Source organism: Mariniflexile litorale (genome assembly GCF_031128465.2).
Classification (GTDB): Bacteria; Bacteroidota; Bacteroidia; order Flavobacteriales; family Flavobacteriaceae; genus Mariniflexile; species Mariniflexile litorale.
Genome location: NZ_CP155618.1, coordinates 2,764,007 through 2,781,231 on the forward strand (window position 1 = coordinate 2,764,007; position 17,225 = coordinate 2,781,231).

The following is a 17,225-nucleotide window of genomic DNA, read 5'->3' on the forward strand; positions in this document are numbered from 1 at the left end:
ATTAATGAATGTAGGCATGCTTAAAGATAAGTTTATAAGTCTTAAAATACTTTTGCTTTTTTTAGTGTCTTTAAAAGGATTCACTCAAAAAAATATTGAAAATCAACATCTTTTGTGGGTTCGCTATAATCTTAAACTGAAGATAAGTGAGACCTACCAAATTCAACAAGAACTTGAAGAACGTACTTATTGGTATCCTTGGCGGCAACATCAAATAGTAGCTAGAACACATGTATTAAGGTCTTTTGGTAATGATTGGAAAGCTGGGGTTGCGTTTACCTATTCTGAACAATCACTTCCCAATAATCCAAATATAAAAAGTTCTGAAAATGTTGGCGAATTACGACCGCAAATAGAAATTTATAACCGACAAGCCTTAATGCTAAAACTAGATTTAGAACATCGTTTTTGGACTGAATTTAGATTTTTTGAACAATCTGATGGAGCATTCGATTTTACAAATGTAAGAATGCGTTATAGATTAGAACTTCAATATAAAGTTGATAAAAAAGTATCTTTAAAAGTGTTTGATGAAATTCACTTAAACATCGGAAATAAGATTACCTATAATGTGTTTGACCAAAACCGCTATGGCGGCAGTATTCAGTATATGCCTATAAAAGATTTAGGGGTGGAGCTTGGGTATTTAAATTGGTTTCAACAAAGACAATCAGGTGTCGATTTTTATAACCGAAATATTGTCCGTTTCACAATTCATCAAAATATCAATTTTAAAGCGAAAGTATAATGTCAGAATTATTTAATGTTTTAACCATCCCATTTCTTTTGGCTATGTTTTTGGCAGTTACAATGGGTGGTAGCGGTACAGCACCTGCATTTTCAGCAGCTTATGGTGCCAATGTTATAAAACAAAGTTTAATACCTGGTTTATTTGGTGTCATGGTTTTAGCAGGCGCGTTAATAGCCGGAAAACAAGTGTCTTTAACTTTAGGGAACGGGCTATTAGATCAATCGTTTTTTACACCTTTTAATACATCCATTATATTATTATCAGTTGGGTTGTCGTTACTAATTGCTAATTTAATAGGCGTACCGCAATCTACCAGTCAGTCTACGGTGTTGTCAATCGCTGGGGCTGCTACTGCTTTAGATAGTTTAAATACTCATAAATTATTTTTTGAAATTATTCCATTCTGGATCATCCTTCCCATTATTTCATTTGCTATTATGTTATTACTTGCAAAGTGGGTTTTTCCTTTTATAAAGAGAAAACATAATACCTATGATTACACACCTATTAATCAAAGTAAAGGATTGAAAGTATTACTCGTTTTATCATCATTATATGTCGCTTTTTCAATTGGAGCTAATAACGTAGCAAATGCAGCCGCACCCATTGCATCTTTAACTGCAAACGAAATAGGGCAAGACAGTATTAAAAATTTTGTTCCAATAATTATTCTATCGGTTTTAATTGTAGCGCCTTGTTTTGCTATTGGAAGTTCACTTTTAGGTCACAAAGTAACTCAAAAAACAGGAAAAGAAATTATTGAAGTCACACCCTTCTACGGTACCATTATAGCTGTAATTGTGGCTAGTTTACTTATTATAGCATCGGTTACTAAAGGCATTCCCACATCGTTAGTACAATTAAACGGAGGTGCTTTTATTGCATTAAGCATCAGTAAAAAAGGTGTGAAAAATACTTTTAAAAATAAAACAGTGAGACGCTTTTTCATTGTTTGGAGTATTGCTCCAGTGTTTTCATATTTATTAACCTATGTTTTGATAAATTTATTTAAATAATAGTCAATTAATTTAAATATTAATGTGTCAGTATGTCTTATAATAGATTTATTTTATGGTGTCAATCAAAAACAAACAGATGTTTTTATTCTGTGAAAATCTGCGAAATCAGTGAAATAATTTTACAATTCACTATTTTTTATTATCCCGCTGATTTTTTCATCTTCATGGCAGAAAACGCATATGTAGAAATAAATAATTAAGTATTTAAAAATCATATAATTAAAGTATTTCTTTTAAATAAAATTAATTGCCCTTTATTTAGATTACATTCGCTTAAAATTAATGTCTATAGAATCTAAAGTAAGGCAGATTGAACAACTGTTTGAACGTCTTGATATTGAAATTTCTAAATTTCAAACCGAAACCAATTTACATTGTATAGCAGGTTGTGGTAAATGTTGTACCAAACCCGATATAGACGCATCTCCTTTAGAATTTTTACCCTATGCGTTTCATCTTTTTTTAAATGGAGAAGCAGAAAAAACACTTATAGAATTACAGAATACTACTAAAACGGTTTGTCATATCTACCAACCTCTGTCAGTACTTAATAGTCTTGATGGACGCTGCGGGAACTACCAATACCGAGGTCTTATATGTCGTCTTTTTGGCTATGCCTCAAGTAGAGATAAATATGGAAAACTTAGGTTGGCAACTTGTAGCATTATTAAAGAAAACCAAAGTAAAAACTATGAAGAAGCTAAAGAAGCCATTAGCCAAGGTCTTTATGTACCTATTTTCACAGATTATTACATGCAACTTAATCAGATTGATTTTCATCTTGGTAATACCATTTTACCAATCAATAAAGCATTAAAAGTTGCTATTGAAGAGGTCTTAAATTATTATATATATAGACCATTACCTAACGGATATAAAAATGCTTCATAAATATTTTTTATCAGATCGTTTTTTTTCTAAGAATTTAATTAGAAAATAAAAACAGATTACCACCTAAATTTATGAGAAAAGTACCTTTACGTCGAGATAAAACCTGCCTTAACTGTAATTATTCGGTTAAGGAACGCTATTGTCCAAATTGTGGACAAGAAAACACAGAAAGTCGTAAAAGTTTTCATCACATATTCGGTCATTTTTTTAAAGATTTTACTCATTATGATAATGCGTTTTGGCGAACCATTTATAATTTGTTATTCAAACCTGCGGCTTTATCTAAAGCCTATATGTCTGGTAAACGTTTATATTATTTGAATCCCATTCGACTTTATATTTTTATTAGTTTTATTACCTTTTTTATAATTTCAGTGTTTCCCAATGAAACTGCTGAAATTAAAATAGCATTAAACAAAAAAACTACAGAAGAGTCCCATTTTCCCTCCATAGATTCATTACACATTGAGGCGAGAGGTATTGATGGCTTAACCAAAATGGGAGTAATTTCTCAAGAAAGTAATGACTCCATTAAAAAGCTACTTAAGGAAACGAATGAAATTAATTCAAAAGGTATTATAAACTTGGGTTATAAAGATATTGATGAACTAGATTCCTTGCAAAAAAGTGGTGCTAAAAACATAAAACTTAACTCCATCAAAAATTACTTTCTTAAAAAATGGCTTACTGTAGAAGAGGAGCATACCGAAAAGGAGATATTTACTAAATTTTCAGAATCTTTTAGTCATAATTTCCCAAAGGTATTGTTTATTTATATGCCCATATTTGCTTTAATTCTATGGGTTTTTAATAATAAGAAAAAGTATTATTATTTTGATCATGCTATATTCACGCTTCACTATTTTTCATTTTTGCTCATCATGATATTGGTACTATTTTTTATAGACAAATTAAAACCATTATTAAACACATCTCCAGTCTTGGGGTGGGTTCATTTTGGTTTAAAAACCTTGGGCATTTTATTTATGTTTTATTATTTCTTTCCAGCACATCGACTTTTCTATAAAGATAAATTTTTCCTTTCTTTTGTAAAAAGTGCTTCGGTGTATGTAATTAACCTGTTGGTTTTTAATGTTATTTTAGTGTTGTTTAGTTTGTTCACTTATTTGAGTTTGGAGTAGATTTAGAATTAGTTGCCATTTTTGTTCACACTTCATATTAAATAATTTATAAATTTAGTGGTGTTTTTTAGACTTGACCTTATAGAAAAAAATTAACATTAGATATAAAATATTAAAACGATTTCATATCAAGGCGTTAAACGAATCCTCCAGTGAAATTTCTACCTTCCTCAATAAACTCCAAAACAATCACTTATTTTAAAAATCTAAATTGGTTAAACACCACATTGACAGCTCTAATCTCAATAACTAAAACAGAATGATTATTTTATTGTGTAACTAATAATTCCATCACTTTTTTCATTCCAATAGTAGCGTTTTTCGCGATAACTGTTATGTTGTTTTTGCTTTCCATGGCCGGCTTAGGATCTATAAAATAAGTAGGTGTATTTTTTGGGACGTAATGCATCAAACCAGCAGCAGGATATACTTGCATAGAAGTGCCAATAATAAGAAGTGTGTCGGCAGTTTTGCAAATTTCAATAGCGTTTTCAATCATGGGTACATCTTCACCAAACCAAACAATATGCGGGCGCAATTGATGTCCATTAGGGCAGGTGTCTCCTAAGTTAATATCTGTTTTACAATCAAAAAAAGTATAAGCATCCACAATGTTTCTCGATTTTAGCAATTCACCGTGTAAATGAATCACGTTGGTGCTGCCAGCACGTTCGTGTAAATCGTCTACATTTTGGGTAATAATGCTTACTTTAAAATGTGTTTCAAGTCCTGCCAAATCAAAATGTGCAGAATTTGGTTCTACTTCAAATAATTGTTTGCGACGTTGATTGTAAAAATCTAATACCAATTTAGGATTTGTCTCAAAACCTTCGGGAGTGGCTACTTCCATAACATCATGCCCTTCCCACAAACCATCGGCGTCTCTAAAGGTTTTAATACCGCTTTCGGCACTTATGCCTGCGCCTGTAAGTACAACTATGTGTTTCATGTGTTTATAAATTATTTGCTTTTTTATTCGTCGTATGGTGCTTCTATATAATGATTCTTAGGGTGTCGAGGGTTCGTTATGGAAGGTTCATGATAATAAAAATAACAAATTTCACGTTATTGCGAAGAGGCACGACGAAGCAATCTGTTTATTTGGATTTGAATTAAATTTTTAGTTTCGATTTATGAGATTGCTTCGTACCTCGCAATGACGTATGGATTTTAGCTTGTTGCTGCGATTAATTTGCGTTAGGGATTGTAGCGGCATCCTTTTTGAGGCACGAAAAAAGATATAGCGAAAAGCCCGACCCTTGTGGTAACGCCCAAATACTTCAATTTATAAGATTACTTCGGTTTTTCTTCCTTATAAATGTCGAAATGTTTGTTATTTTTGAAACATGACAGATCTAAAACTCTTAGAACATTTAGAGACCTTTTTAACCGACTCACGCAAGGGAAAATTTACTAAAGTATTAGCACAACGTACCAAGCATTTTACGGTTGCTACCGAAGATGTGTATCAGTTACACAACACAAGTGCCGTAATGCGCAGTTGCGACGTGTTTGGTATACAAGAAGTAAATATAGTTGAAGAGCAAAACTCGAAACACATTGATAGAGAAATTGCCATGGGCTCCCAAAAATGGGTGGACTTAAATAGGTTTCAAACGGTGAAAGATTGTATTGCCGATTTAAAACAAAAGGGCTATCAAATAGTAGCTACCACGCCACATACAAATGATTGCGAGTTGCACGATTTTGATGTAACCAAAAAATCTTGTTTTTTCTTTGGAAGAGAAACAGAAGGTTTATCGGAAGAGGTTTTAAAGGCTGCTGATTGCTATTTAAAAATACCTATGGTTGGTTTTACCGAAAGTTTAAATATATCAGTAAGTGCTGCTATTATTTTACAGCATGTTACCACTAAACTAAAGCAAACATCTATTAATTGGGAACTAACGGAGAATGAATTGCTAGAAAAGCGTTTAGATTGGATAAAGAAAACGATTAAAAGTTATGATGAAATTGTAGAGAGGTACTACAAAAAAGAGTCCTCTTAATCCTTTAAATTTTTTACTTGAAAGTGTGTTAATGTTTTGTTTTCTCTTTTTCGAACTCAGATATAACAATTAAAAATTCTTCACTACAAGTAAATAATTTATCTAAAAGAAGAAAGTTGTTTTCTTTTAAAAGAAGCTTATTATCGATGTTTTTGTTTTCGCAATAATCAAAAAACAATGGGATGTATGCCTTTGGTATTTTTAAATCATTTTTTAGAAGGTTGTCATTCAAAAATTCCTGTTTAGCAAATAAAGAATCTAAGGCTTTGTGAGTTATTGGTACAATAGAAATTGTTTTTGATTTATTGTTATTCTTGAAAAGTTTACCAATAAGTGATGCTATTTTAATAAAATCAAGATTGCCGCTAGGTGGAGGACTGTATAAATGTGGATTATTTTTGATGTCATTTTTTATTTGAAGCCCTATATCAGCGGTATAACTTTCGGCACTAAATGTTTTTTGAGTTTTATCCATAAGTAATACTTCATCGAGGTCATTCACGATTTTTATGAGTTCTATAACGATTTTATTTTCAAAAGATTTTTCATTCAACAATACATCCTTTTCTTTGTGAAAAAGAGAGGTGAATTTTAATGTGTCATTAATAGAGGCATCAATAGAAAAATCGCCATATTCATTAGTGTAAGTAAAAATGTTTTTATTTGTATTTAAAATTTTAGCGCCCTTTACAGAAGATTCATTATCATAAATTTTACCAATAATTTGTTGCGATATGACAAAATTTGGAATAAGTATTAAAACAGATATAACTATTAATTTATACATAGAACAAACAATGGTTAGTATAACAAGTTGTTTGTAAATTTAATAAACCAAATAGTTTGTAAGTTGTTATTTATGAGAGTTTAACATACTAGTTAACTATAATTTATGATACAAAATGAGGAAGCATTTGCTTCCTCTTTTATTTAAATTTATTTTCTTCATTCTACCTTCGACTTCTATTTAAAACCTTGTATTCTTCATAGCATTCACTTATGGCGTCTAGTATTTGAAGATCGTTTGCAGTTTGTATAAAACCTTTGGTGTAATTACATTGACTCACAATTTCATCTAAATCGATCCTATCTACTTGTAGTAAGGCCATAAGCATTTCTCTATCAAAACGAGAAGCTAAAAGGTTTCTAATCTCATCATCTTCCTTCATCTTTTTTAGCTTACGCATTTCATTTGGGTTCTTACCAAACATACGATGTAGAAAATCGGCCGGATTAAATATAGACCCAATAATTTTTGTAATAGTTGATGATTTTCCAGCTTCATAGCCGCTAGATAAACCTGAAATACTGTAACGATAATTATTGTTAATTATAGGAACTTGTTTGATATCTACTTCTAAGTACCCAGTTAATTTTAATTGGTTTACAACCACGGTCTCAAGTGCTAATGCTAATTCTGTAAGTTCAATTTTAGAGCTACCAAATCTTAACCAGTCGTTAGTAACACGTACTTTTATAGATTTAAAGCCTAAATAAGATAAATGCAATGTGTCGTTCACTTTAGCAACGATTTGGAAATTACCCTCGCTATTAGTAGACGTTCCCTTTACCTGATTAAGGTTAACAATATTCACATTTTCAAGCGGTTCTCCATTAGATGAGTTTACAATAACTCCCATAACACTATTTATTTCTTGAGTTATTGCCGTAGCAGAAACAAATAAACATATAAAAAGGAGTAGGTGATTCTTCATGTAATTGATTAGTTAACGTAAATGTGGTTATAAAAGTACTAAACGAAACACTAATAATGAATTTCTAGGTTTTATTTTGACTTAAAATTAACAAAAACGTTTAATTAACGTCTAGAGCGTCTCGGTCTTGAAACTCCAGAATCACTTGGTTTAGAGTCGCTCCCTGAACGTCTTGCCGATCTGTTTGGTGCTGAACCGGCCGATTTAAAATCGCCACCAGAACGTCTTGGTCTTGATTCATCGCCACCACGTCTTTCACCTCTGTTTCCAGAATCCCCTCTAGAACTAGAGCGTCTTTCACTACCTTTTCTATCATCACGTCTTCCGCCACTACGTCTGTCGTTGCGTCTTCCACCACCACCGCGGTTTTCAGAAACTTCAACATTTACAAAACGTCCGTTGTGTTTATAATCTGTAAAGAAAGCTAATATTTTATCTTTTAATTCATTTTCAGTATTAAAGAAAGAGAAGCTCTCTTTTACTTCCACTTTAAACACATCGTCTCTACCAAGTTCTAAAACTTCTTTTAAGAAATCTTTTAACTGCATCCAATCGAAACCATCTTTACTACCAACGTTGATAAAGTAACGGGTGGAATCTGAACTTCCTCCAAAATCGCGACCGCCATCACGTCCACTATCTCTATCTCGGATATCACCCTCTGAAACATTTAGGTTTTTAGATTTTTGGTAATAGTTGAAGAAACGTGAAAATTCAACCGAAAAGAATTTTTTAATTAATTCTTCTTTTGATGTTTCTTCAAACAATTCGTTAATACTGGTTAGATATTTGTCTATTTCGTGGTTAACTTCTGTATGGTGAATTTTATTAGCAAGCGACATAAGTTGCACTTCGCATATTGCCATGCCATTTGGAATGTCTTTTTTCTCAAAAGCTTTATTAATAATGCGTTCAATACTTTTTATTTTACGTACTTCACTTTTAGAAACGATTACCATGGAAACTCCTGTTTTTCCGGCACGACCTGTACGACCAGAACGGTGCGTATACGTTTCAATTTCATCAGGAAGTTGGTAGTTTATTACGTGAGTAATATCATCTACATCAATACCACGAGCAGCCACATCAGTCGCTACAAGCATTTGAATTTGCTTATTTCTAAACGATTTCATTACTAAGTCACGTTGGTTTTGGCTTAAATCGCCGTGTAATGCACCTGCACTATAACCATCTTCAATTAATCGTTCAGCAACTTTTTGAGTATCGTTTTTTGTTCTACAGAAAACCACCGAAAAAATATCAGGATTCGCATCTGCCAAACGTTTTAAAGCATCATAACGGTCTCTTGAATTTACTAAATAATATTCATGAGTTACTTGACTGGTACTTTCATTTTTATTACCCACAGTAATTTCTTGTGGATTTTTCATGAATTTTTTAGCAATCATAGCAACTTCTCTAGGCATGGTTGCAGAAAATAACCAGGTGTTTTTTCCTTCAGGAGAATGCGAAAGAATATCAGTGATATCTTCCTTAAAACCCATGTTTAGCATCTCATCAGCCTCGTCTAAAACAGCATATTGAATTTTAGAAATATCAACCAAACGTCTGCTAATCATATCTTTCATACGTCCAGGTGTAGCCACAATAATTTGCGCACCTTTTTTTACATCTCTAGCTTGGTCTGTTATACTAGAACCACCATAAATTGCCACAACATTAAGTCCTTTACAATACTTACCGTATTGTTTCATTTCATTGGTAATTTGCAAGCAAAGTTCACGTGTTGGTGATAAAATAAGACCTTGTGTGGTTCTGCTATCAATATCAATTTTTTGAAGCATAGGAAAACCAAATGCTGCCGTTTTTCCTGTTCCTGTTTGGGCTAAAGCCACTAAATCGGTTTCAGATTCTAATAAAATTGGGATTGCTTTAATTTGTACATCACTTGGGGTTTCAAAACCTAAATCGGTAATAGCGTGTAACAGGTCTTCATTAAGACCTAAATCTTGGAATGTGTTCATTCTTGTATAAGTATTCGATTGTTTTATGTGGTGTTACATAAGAAGCGAATCGACATACTTAAACCTAAACTTCTAGTAACACATCCTCACTCTGAGGAATTATTTCAAGCGGCAAAGGTAATCAATTATTTGTAATTAACTAATATTGTATTAATTGTTTGGTTTTGGGCGTTTTAACACGCTTTCACTACTCGCTCCCTCCTGTGTCGGGGAGCTCAAACAGACCGTTCAATCGTTAACGCAATAAATTTATTTAATTGTGAACCATATTTATTCTAAAAACTTTACTTTTTCTCCTTGAGAAATAAAAACTAAAGCATCAAAATGTTTGAACCAATTTGTTTTATCTTTTTTTAGTCTAAACATACCTTCGTATTCTCTATCCGCAAAATCAGGGTTTTCTGTAATTAATTGTTTCGAATCAATAAAGTAATTATTTTTTGTTGAAGGTAAAAAGTGAAGTAAATTTTCATTGTCTTTACTGATTTTTTTAATCCATTTGTTTCTTCTATAAGGCATATATATTGTAGAAATAGCTATGTGATATGATATTTCAGGATTCATATTTACAAATTGACCTCCCATTGTTTGTCCTTTCATAAAATCGTATTCATATTTTGCCATATGGGCATTAGCTAACCAAACAATGAATTTTTTGTTTGGCATTGCTTTAACTAAGAAGTCGAGATTTTGTGCCATTTGAGAATCTCTAATAGCAATTCCTTGAGTGTCATTTGCAGATGTAAACATATCAATAGAGCTCCTAAAACTTTTCAAAATTTGATACCAAATTGGATTGGACTGTGTTTTTATGTCTTTTAATATTTTGTCAATATGTTCTATTAAGTAATTTAATTTTATTTCACTGATTTTTTTTGGAAGATCAAATCTACTTTTAACTACAATATCCGAAAGTTGAATGAGTTCGTCATTGTATTCAATATTAGTTTCAGATAAAAAAGCTTCTAGTTTTTTTGAAAAATTATAATAAGCGTATGGAGAAAACATTTGATTATCAAACCCCCAAATGGTTACATTTTTCTCGATTAAAAAATTGAACAGTTCTTGACATTGAACTGAATTGGACCATATGCCTAAAATATTTTCTTTACTATGTTCATAAAACAATGCAAAAAAATCACTTTCAAAAGCAATATCTCTATAGCCTTTATCTAGTACTAAGTATTTGATGAATTCGGTTTTGATTAAAAATTCTGAACCAATATGATGTTCTGATTCTCCTAAAAAAACGACCTTTTTATTATAAAGATTTTTATCTATAATTTCTTTAACCTCTGAGGTAAGTAGATTGCCTATTGAGTCTAACTCATAAATGTTTTTATCAACTTGAGCAAAAATTGTATTCAGTTGAAGTGTTAGTAAAATTATAAATATTTTCATATTAATAGTAATTACGACTTCCTCAAATTCCCAATCCGTTCCAAAAGCGTAGGATGCGAGTAATGCATAAACACATATGCAGGATGCGGCGTTAAATTACTCAAGCTATTTTTTGAAAGTTTCTTTAATGAGGTAATTAGTGGTTCACCTTTATAGGTGTTTTTGGCATAATCATCGGCTTGGTATTCAAATTTTCTGGAAAACAGATTCATAATTAAACCTGTAATTTCCGAAATAGGGGAGTAGAGCAGTCCAAAAGCTATCAACCCAATATGAAAACTTGGAATTTCAACGCCCAAAGCATTTGACAATAGCGGATTTGAAATAAACAACGACAAAATATAAAGCGTTAAACCTGTTAATAAAATAGAAGCAAACAAGTTGAAAATGATATGCTTCTTTTTGTAATGCCCAACTTCGTGTGCTAAAACGGCAACAATTTCTTCATCGTCTAAATCGTTAATCAAGGTGTCGTAAAGTGTCACGCGTTTTTCACTACCAAAACCAGAGAAATAAGCGTTTGCTTTGGTACTACGTTTCGAGCCATCAATTACAAAAATTTTATCAAGCTTAAAACCGACTGTTTGTGCGTATTCTGATATTTTATCTCGTAAACTTCCTGTTTCCAGAGGTGTTTGTTTGTTAAATAAAGGTACAATAAGTTTGGAGTAAAACATATTCATAAACAAAGAAAAAACAGCAACTAATCCCCAAGCATATAGCCAAAAATAATGTCCAGTAGATTGATAAAACCAAATTATTAAAGCTAAAATACCACCACCAACAACGGCCATCATCAGCCAACCTTTTATCTTATCAAGAATGAAGGTTTTAACGGTTGTTTTATTAAATCCGAATTTTTCCTCAATTACAAAGGTGCTGTAATAGGAGAACGGTGTAGTTAGTATATCGCTACCAATCATAATAATTCCGAAGAAAATTAAAGCTATAATAATGGGGTTGTTACTGTAGCTTCTGGCAATGTTGTCAATAAATTCAAATCCATCAAAGAACAAGAAGCCTAAGGTTAAAATAAGTGAAAATGTGGAGGTTAAGATGCCAAATTTATAATTGGTAGCCTTGTAGTTTTGAGATTTTTTATATTCGGTTTCATCATAAACATCTTGCAATTCTTCAGGAAGTGTATCGTTGTAATGTTTAGCGTTTAAAGCATCCAAAATTTTATCAACTATAAAATTGATAATGATGATGGCTATGATGATGTAGAATAAGGTTGTTGATGTCATGTTAATGTTTTTTGTCATTGCGAGACTTTAAAAAGTCGTGGCAATCTGTATTTTATTGGTTGTAATATTTTTTATGAGATTGCTTCGGCGAAAAAAATGCCTCGCAATGACGTTTATTTAAAATCTCGTTGTCTCTTCGCCTCAAAAATAAGAATTCCTGCAGCAACCGATACATTCATAGAATCGATATCGCCTTGCATGGGAATAATAATATTTTGAGTCGCATTATCTAACCAATCATTACTTAAACCTGTTGCTTCGGTACCAACAACAATTGCTGTAGGTTTGGTGTAATCTTGTGTATGATAATTCACCGATGCTTGTAAAGCAGCACAGTAAATAGAAATGTTTTCAGATTTTAAAAACGCAATAATTTCAGTGGTTGTTCCAGTGGCTATTTGATTGGTAAATACACAGCCCACACTAGATCGAATAATGTTTGGGTTGTATAAGTCGGTTTTTGGGTTGGCAATAATAACGGCATCTACATAGGCAGCATCGGCAGTTCTTAAAATGGCTCCAATGTTTCCAGGTTTTTCTAGTGCTTCAGCAACTAAAATCAATGGATTTTTTCTGCTAAATTTTAAATCCTTAATAGCGTGATTTTTAGTTTTGGCAACAGCTAAAACACCTTCTGTGGTATCACGATAAGCTAATTTTTGGTACACATCGGTAGAAACTTCTATGAGGTTTAGTTGTTTTGTTGTTAGGTTGTTGATTTGTTCCTCAGAAATTATTTCAGGGTTAAACAATACGTGTTCCAACTCATAACCGCCTTTTAATGCCAAGGTAATTTCGCGTTCACCTTCAATTAAAAATAAACCGCTTTTTTTTCGTTCGCGCGATTTGTCTTTTAATTGAACCAATTGTCGAATTAATGGGTTTTGTATGCTTGATATAACTTTATTCATTCTAAAAGCAAAAGTAATTTTAATAAGTTTAAATACTGTTCTTTTCAAAATAATTAACCAAAAGCGCCACCACATAGCTGTAGCTCTCCATGCCTTTTGCTTGTTTGTTAGCTTTTAGGTAAGAACTGTATGTTATCTTTAAAAGAGGTTCTAAAGGGTTGTCATAAGCGTCCCAAAAATCGCGAGCTTCTTTGTAATTATATAAAATGCCTTTGTTTGTGATGCTACAAAGTTCCTCAAATAAGGCTTCATCACGTTTAAATATTTCATTTAAACAAAAACGGAGCGCAAAGGTGTAACCTGAATATTTAAAGTAAATATCATCGTGATTGATGGCGGCTAAACATCCAATAAAATTAGCTTCATTTTCGGCAGCATATCCTAATTGATGCGCCATTTCGTGCGATGTGGTTGTAGGAAATAAATAGATAGGAATCATCGCATCAATTTGCGCTTCATTTGTTAAAGGGTTTAAATAGCCACTAAATCCCATATAAGTTAACGGGTAACTAAATAACGATTTTTTTACACTTTTTGGGTGGTATTCTAAATGAGGGAACGTGTTTTTTAAACGTTCATACCCCAAAGGTGCTAATTTCAAAACGGTGCTTTTACTATGCGGAATATCAATTTTTAAAGTGTCATTTCCTGCTATTTCAAAATAAATACTGTTTGATTTTTGAATCAGATTTTTGGTCACGCTAATTAGCTGTTCCGTGGTATAATTAGCTTTTAAATTCAAGTTTTTGTGTAGTGGTAGGCGGTAATAATTCAATGCCCAAAATAAATGAAATGCAAAATAGATTATAGATACCGCAGAAACCACATCAATAACCCAGTGCTTGGTATCTTTAATAATGCGTTTTCGGTTAACATAAAACCATCTAATGATGTATATAATAGCCAAAGCATACACTAAATCACCAAATGAAAATGGTATCCAACCCAAAGTATATCTAAAAATTTTAGAAATAATGGGGTAAAAACCATTGCTGTAATAAGTTTCAATAAACTCGGGATAACCAGACAGCCATTTTATTAAGAGGTATTGCGGAATTATTGAAAGTGCAATACCAAGTTTTATGTTTTTCAGCATGTTTCAAAAGTAATAAAAATTTGTACCCAATGGCGGGTGTTTATATAATAAGGTTTGTTCCTGCTGTCCGCTATATCTTTTTTTCGTGCCTCAAAAAAGGATGCCGCTTCCATCAGGAGTAACAGCTAAGGTTTGGCTCTGTTTATAGTGTTTTTTGTTACCTTTACCAAACTTAAAAAAAAGCATCATGAATTCAGAAATAAGACAGCTTCAACCCACACAACTTTGGAATAAATTCGCCGATTTAAACGCCGTGCCTCGACCTTCAAAAAAAGAGGAACGCGTTATTGCTTTTATTAAAAATTTTGGTGAAAGCTTAGGTTTAGAAACTATGGTGGACGAAGTTGGGAATGTTATTATTAAAAAACCAGCCACTGCAGGCATGGAAAATAGAACCACTGTTGTTATGCAATCGCATTTAGATATGGTGCATCAAAAAAACAACGATACTGAATTCGATTTTGATTCACAGGGTATTGAGATGTACGTTGATGGTGATTGGGTTAAAGCCAAAGGAACTACTTTGGGTGCAGATAACGGTTTGGGGGTAGCTACTATTATGGCTGTTTTAGAAAGCAAAGACCTACCACACCCTGCTATTGAAGCGTTATTTACTATTGACGAAGAAACGGGGATGACGGGTGCTATGGGTTTAAAAGGAGGATTGCTTTCTGGAGGCATTTTGTTGAATTTAGATACCGAAGAAGACGATGAGATTGGAGTTGGTTGCGCAGGTGGTATGGATGTTACAGCCACCAGAACCTATGAAGAAGAAGAAACACCCGAATTTAAAATCGGATTTAAAATAGCAGTTAAAGGATTACAAGGTGGCCATTCAGGAATGCAGATTCATGAAGGTTTAGGAAATTCCAATAAAATAATGAATCGTTTATTGTTTGATGGTTTTGAAAACTTCGGACTTCGAATTTCAGAAATTGAGGGTGGTAGTTTGCGTAACGCCATTCCTAGAGAAAGTACAGCGATAGTTGCTATAGATGCTGTGCATGAAGCAACCTTTTTAACTGAAATAAATGAATTGGCCGAAACTATAAAAACTGAGTTTAAAACCATGGAACCCGATTTAAAAATAGAGGTTTCTAGTTGTGAAATTCCTAAGACTATTATGGACTTAGGAGTACAAGAAGGTTTTACAAGAGCTTTATATGCGGCTCAAAACGGTGTGTATAGAATGAGTGCCGATATTCCAGAGTTAGTGGAGACCTCAAATAATATCGCTAGAGTAGTGGTTAAAGAAGGGCATATTCACGTAGGGTGTTTAACACGTTCGTCGGTTGAAAGCTCTAAAATAGATTTAGCAAATACCTTGCGTTCTACTTTTGAATTAACAGGCTGCGAAGTTGAGTTTTCGGGTGATTATCCTGGTTGGACACCTAATATGAAGTCGCCTATTTTAAAAGTGCTATCTAAAATATATAAAGATATGAATGGTGAAGAAGCACATATTGCAGCGTGTCATGCTGGTTTAGAGTGTGGTATTCTTGGGCAAAATTACCCAGAGATGGATATGATAAGTTTTGGACCTACTATAAAAGGAGCACATTCTCCTGATGAGCGTGCTCAAATTTCATCTGCTCAAAAATATTGGAAGTTTGTATTGGAGGTTTTGAAGCAGATTCCTGTGAATAGGTAGAGTGGTTTGTTTAATGTTTTTGTGAGTTTCTAGTCATTCATTTGTTAGTTCATTTATTTTATCTTCTGTATACTTCATACTCGGGCTAAGATGAAGTCCTCTGTCTACAATATGTCCATTTTTGTCGATTAGGATATAATATGGAATGGCATTAAATTCCATGAGATCTTGTAAAGATTGTCTTTGCATATCATCTACTCGATATTGTTGACCTCCATCAAGTTTGAATTCTGATAAAAGTTCTTTCCATCTATTTTCATTTCCATAGATGCACATATATACAAATGCAATATCTTGTTGTTTGAATTTTGATATTAATAATTTTGAAGCAGGCATTTCTTTAATACAGGGCGGACATGTAGTTCCCCATATATCCAAATAAATGACCTTTCCTTTATTATCTTCTAGAATCTTACTAAAGGTTTCTTCAATAGGACTGCCTTTCATTTTTTGTAATAAAGCAGTTGTTTTTTCTTTTGGGCTTTTTAAATTATTAGTAGCCTTTTCGAAAGTTTCTTGAAGTGATTTTTTTATAAAGGGTTCACTTATTTTGGTCTCTAGAACAACTTTATTTCTTTGATAGCTATCTAGCATATTGTTGCTTATCAATTCTTTGTACAAACCACTATAGACTAGTTGATTTAATAGGTTATTTGATGAATGATTACTAACTAATTTTATGAATAAAGCATCGGTTGTTGCTATTTTATCTGTAATTGAACTTATTAAATCTATTTCTGGATATTGCTCTCTGAACTTTGGAAATAGTATACTTTTATTATACTGCATTATTCTATTTTCCATTACTTTCCAGCAAATTAGTTTGTTAAGTGTTAACGGCAGAATCTCTTTGGTATAATCAAAATAATCATTTGGAAGGTTTTCGTTATTCCAACTATATTTATCTAAAAAATAGTAATAAGTCTCTAAAGCAAATAATGCGGTCCAATTTTTAGCTTCGTTCGTTGGATGCTGTTTTTCTACAAATGTTTTATAAGTATTGAGTTGTCGTTCTTTTAATAAACTAATTTCAACTAAAAAATCTTCTAATCTTTTTTTAATAGATTCACTTTCGTTGATTGCTTCATAGCCTAGATTGTTTTCTTCGCGTAATATTTGAAATTCGACGATTTGGTTATTAGTTTTAGCACCATCTCCACTAAATTTCACGGCTTTTAAGAAAGATAATTGTTTTTCTTGTGCTTCAAATTCTAAATGGATACTATCTCCTGGGTGGTAAATAAAATGAACTCTGACACCCATATTCCCATTTGAAATAGTGGCATCTAAGGGCATATAACTTTTAAATTTATATTTAAAGTTTCCTGTGCTATCAATATTTAGTAATACAATCGATTCTTTTACCCCTGGTTGTGAATAAATAAAGTTTACCGTGGTATTCTTACC

The 17,225-nt window shown here is 32.4% G+C and carries 15 protein-coding genes; 6 read left to right on the forward strand and 9 right to left on the reverse strand.

Translation table 11 applies throughout. From position 1 onward, the window contains the following. Nucleotides 1-4: 4 nt before the first annotated feature. The 4 genes from QLS71_RS11445 to QLS71_RS11460 all read left to right on the forward strand — a co-directional run bounded on the left by QLS71_RS11445 (nt 5) and on the right by QLS71_RS11460 (nt 3,803). Nucleotides 5-748: a DUF2490 domain-containing protein gene (locus QLS71_RS11445; RefSeq protein ID WP_308993392.1), complete on the forward strand. Its 744-nt coding sequence runs from the start codon at nt 5-7 to the stop codon at nt 746-748. Next, nucleotides 748-1,767 carry an inorganic phosphate transporter gene (locus QLS71_RS11450; protein WP_308993393.1) on the forward strand — a complete coding sequence of 340 codons (1,020 nt, stop codon included), beginning with the start codon at nt 748-750 and terminating at the stop codon, nt 1,765-1,767. The genes QLS71_RS11445 and QLS71_RS11450 overlap by 1 nt, the downstream gene beginning before the upstream one ends. A gap of 285 nt (nt 1,768-2,052) precedes the next feature. After that, nucleotides 2,053-2,661 (forward strand): YkgJ family cysteine cluster protein, encoded by a 609-nt coding sequence (locus QLS71_RS11455; protein WP_308993394.1) that lies wholly within the window; start codon nt 2,053-2,055, stop codon nt 2,659-2,661. A gap of 71 nt (nt 2,662-2,732) precedes the next feature. Beyond that, entirely contained in the window at nt 2,733-3,803 is a 1,071-nt protein-coding gene (locus QLS71_RS11460; RefSeq protein WP_308993395.1) for a DUF3667 domain-containing protein, read from the forward strand. Nucleotides 3,804-4,071: 268 nt separating this feature from the next. Here QLS71_RS11460 and QLS71_RS11465 read toward each other — a convergent pair whose 3' ends face one another. Further along, nucleotides 4,072-4,752: an NAD-dependent deacylase gene (locus QLS71_RS11465; protein ID WP_308993396.1), complete on the reverse strand. Its 681-nt coding sequence runs from the start codon at nt 4,750-4,752 to the stop codon at nt 4,072-4,074. Between the two features lie 397 nt (nt 4,753-5,149). Here QLS71_RS11465 and QLS71_RS11470 point away from each other — a divergent pair, with 397 nt between their 5' ends. After that, on the forward strand, nt 5,150-5,812 hold the full coding sequence (locus QLS71_RS11470; RefSeq protein ID WP_308993397.1) for an RNA methyltransferase: 663 nt from the start codon (nt 5,150-5,152) through the stop codon (nt 5,810-5,812). A gap of 28 nt (nt 5,813-5,840) precedes the next feature. Here QLS71_RS11470 and QLS71_RS11475 read toward each other — a convergent pair whose 3' ends face one another. From QLS71_RS11475 to QLS71_RS11505, 7 genes are all read right to left on the reverse strand, one after another. Next, complete coding sequence (locus tag QLS71_RS11475) at nt 5,841-6,599, reverse strand: hypothetical protein (RefSeq protein WP_308993398.1); 759 nt, start codon at nt 6,597-6,599, stop codon at nt 5,841-5,843. Nucleotides 6,600-6,762: 163 nt separating this feature from the next. Beyond that, nucleotides 6,763-7,527, reverse strand: a complete 765-nt coding sequence (locus QLS71_RS11480; RefSeq protein ID WP_308993399.1) for a carboxypeptidase-like regulatory domain-containing protein — start codon at nt 7,525-7,527, stop codon at nt 6,763-6,765. A gap of 104 nt (nt 7,528-7,631) precedes the next feature. After that, a complete protein-coding gene (locus QLS71_RS11485; protein WP_308993400.1) occupies nt 7,632-9,512 on the reverse strand; it encodes a DEAD/DEAH box helicase in 1,881 nt (626 codons plus the stop codon). Nucleotides 9,513-9,782: 270 nt separating this feature from the next. Then, complete coding sequence (locus QLS71_RS11490) at nt 9,783-10,913, reverse strand: erythromycin esterase family protein (RefSeq protein ID WP_308993401.1); 1,131 nt, start codon at nt 10,911-10,913, stop codon at nt 9,783-9,785. 11 nt (nt 10,914-10,924) lie between these two features. Further along, complete coding sequence (locus tag QLS71_RS11495; RefSeq protein WP_308993516.1) at nt 10,925-12,160, reverse strand: M48 family metallopeptidase; 1,236 nt, start codon at nt 12,158-12,160, stop codon at nt 10,925-10,927. 113 nt (nt 12,161-12,273) lie between these two features. Further along, nucleotides 12,274-13,071, reverse strand: coding sequence for an RNA methyltransferase (locus QLS71_RS11500; protein WP_308993402.1), 798 nt, complete (start codon nt 13,069-13,071; stop codon nt 12,274-12,276). Between the two features lie 28 nt (nt 13,072-13,099). Continuing rightward, complete coding sequence (locus tag QLS71_RS11505; RefSeq protein WP_308993403.1) at nt 13,100-14,167, reverse strand: DUF3810 domain-containing protein; 1,068 nt, start codon at nt 14,165-14,167, stop codon at nt 13,100-13,102. Nucleotides 14,168-14,354: 187 nt separating this feature from the next. Between QLS71_RS11505 and QLS71_RS11510 the strand changes: the two genes are divergently transcribed. Beyond that, complete coding sequence (locus QLS71_RS11510; RefSeq protein ID WP_308993404.1) at nt 14,355-15,818, forward strand: aminoacyl-histidine dipeptidase; 1,464 nt, start codon at nt 14,355-14,357, stop codon at nt 15,816-15,818. A 33-nt stretch (nt 15,819-15,851) separates the two neighbouring features. Here QLS71_RS11510 and QLS71_RS11515 read toward each other — a convergent pair whose 3' ends face one another. Continuing rightward, the gene (locus QLS71_RS11515; RefSeq protein WP_308993405.1) at nt 15,852-17,114 is read right to left on the reverse strand and encodes a TlpA disulfide reductase family protein; all 1,263 of its coding nucleotides are present in this window, start codon (nt 17,112-17,114) and stop codon (nt 15,852-15,854) included. Between the last annotated feature and the right edge of the window lie 111 nt (nt 17,115-17,225).

Excerpts from the sequence above, each read along its gene's own strand:
- QLS71_RS11470 (WP_308993397.1), top strand. The coding sequence starts at position 5,150 with ATGACAGATCTAAAACTCTTAGAACATTTAGAGACCTTTTTAACCGAC.
- QLS71_RS11490 (WP_308993401.1), bottom strand. The coding sequence starts at position 10,913 with ATGAAAATATTTATAATTTTACTAACACTTCAACTGAATACAATTTTT.
- QLS71_RS11505 (WP_308993403.1), bottom strand. The coding sequence starts at position 14,167 with ATGCTGAAAAACATAAAACTTGGTATTGCACTTTCAATAATTCCGCAA.
- QLS71_RS11480 (WP_308993399.1), bottom strand. The coding sequence starts at position 7,527 with ATGAAGAATCACCTACTCCTTTTTATATGTTTATTTGTTTCTGCTACG.
- QLS71_RS11500 (WP_308993402.1), bottom strand. The coding sequence starts at position 13,071 with ATGAATAAAGTTATATCAAGCATACAAAACCCATTAATTCGACAATTG.
- QLS71_RS11475 (WP_308993398.1), bottom strand. The coding sequence starts at position 6,599 with ATGTATAAATTAATAGTTATATCTGTTTTAATACTTATTCCAAATTTT.
- QLS71_RS11485 (WP_308993400.1), bottom strand. The coding sequence starts at position 9,512 with ATGAACACATTCCAAGATTTAGGTCTTAATGAAGACCTGTTACACGCT.
- QLS71_RS11510 (WP_308993404.1), top strand. The coding sequence starts at position 14,355 with ATGAATTCAGAAATAAGACAGCTTCAACCCACACAACTTTGGAATAAA.
- QLS71_RS11455 (WP_308993394.1), top strand. The coding sequence starts at position 2,053 with ATGTCTATAGAATCTAAAGTAAGGCAGATTGAACAACTGTTTGAACGT.
- QLS71_RS11495 (WP_308993516.1), bottom strand. The coding sequence starts at position 12,160 with ATGACATCAACAACCTTATTCTACATCATCATAGCCATCATCATTATC.
- QLS71_RS11465 (WP_308993396.1), bottom strand. The coding sequence starts at position 4,752 with ATGAAACACATAGTTGTACTTACAGGCGCAGGCATAAGTGCCGAAAGC.
- QLS71_RS11460 (WP_308993395.1), top strand. The coding sequence starts at position 2,733 with ATGAGAAAAGTACCTTTACGTCGAGATAAAACCTGCCTTAACTGTAAT.
- QLS71_RS11445 (WP_308993392.1), top strand. The coding sequence starts at position 5 with ATGAATGTAGGCATGCTTAAAGATAAGTTTATAAGTCTTAAAATACTT.
- QLS71_RS11515 (WP_308993405.1), bottom strand. The coding sequence starts at position 17,114 with ATGCCCTTAGATGCCACTATTTCAAATGGGAATATGGGTGTCAGAGTT.
- QLS71_RS11450 (WP_308993393.1), top strand. The coding sequence starts at position 748 with ATGTCAGAATTATTTAATGTTTTAACCATCCCATTTCTTTTGGCTATG.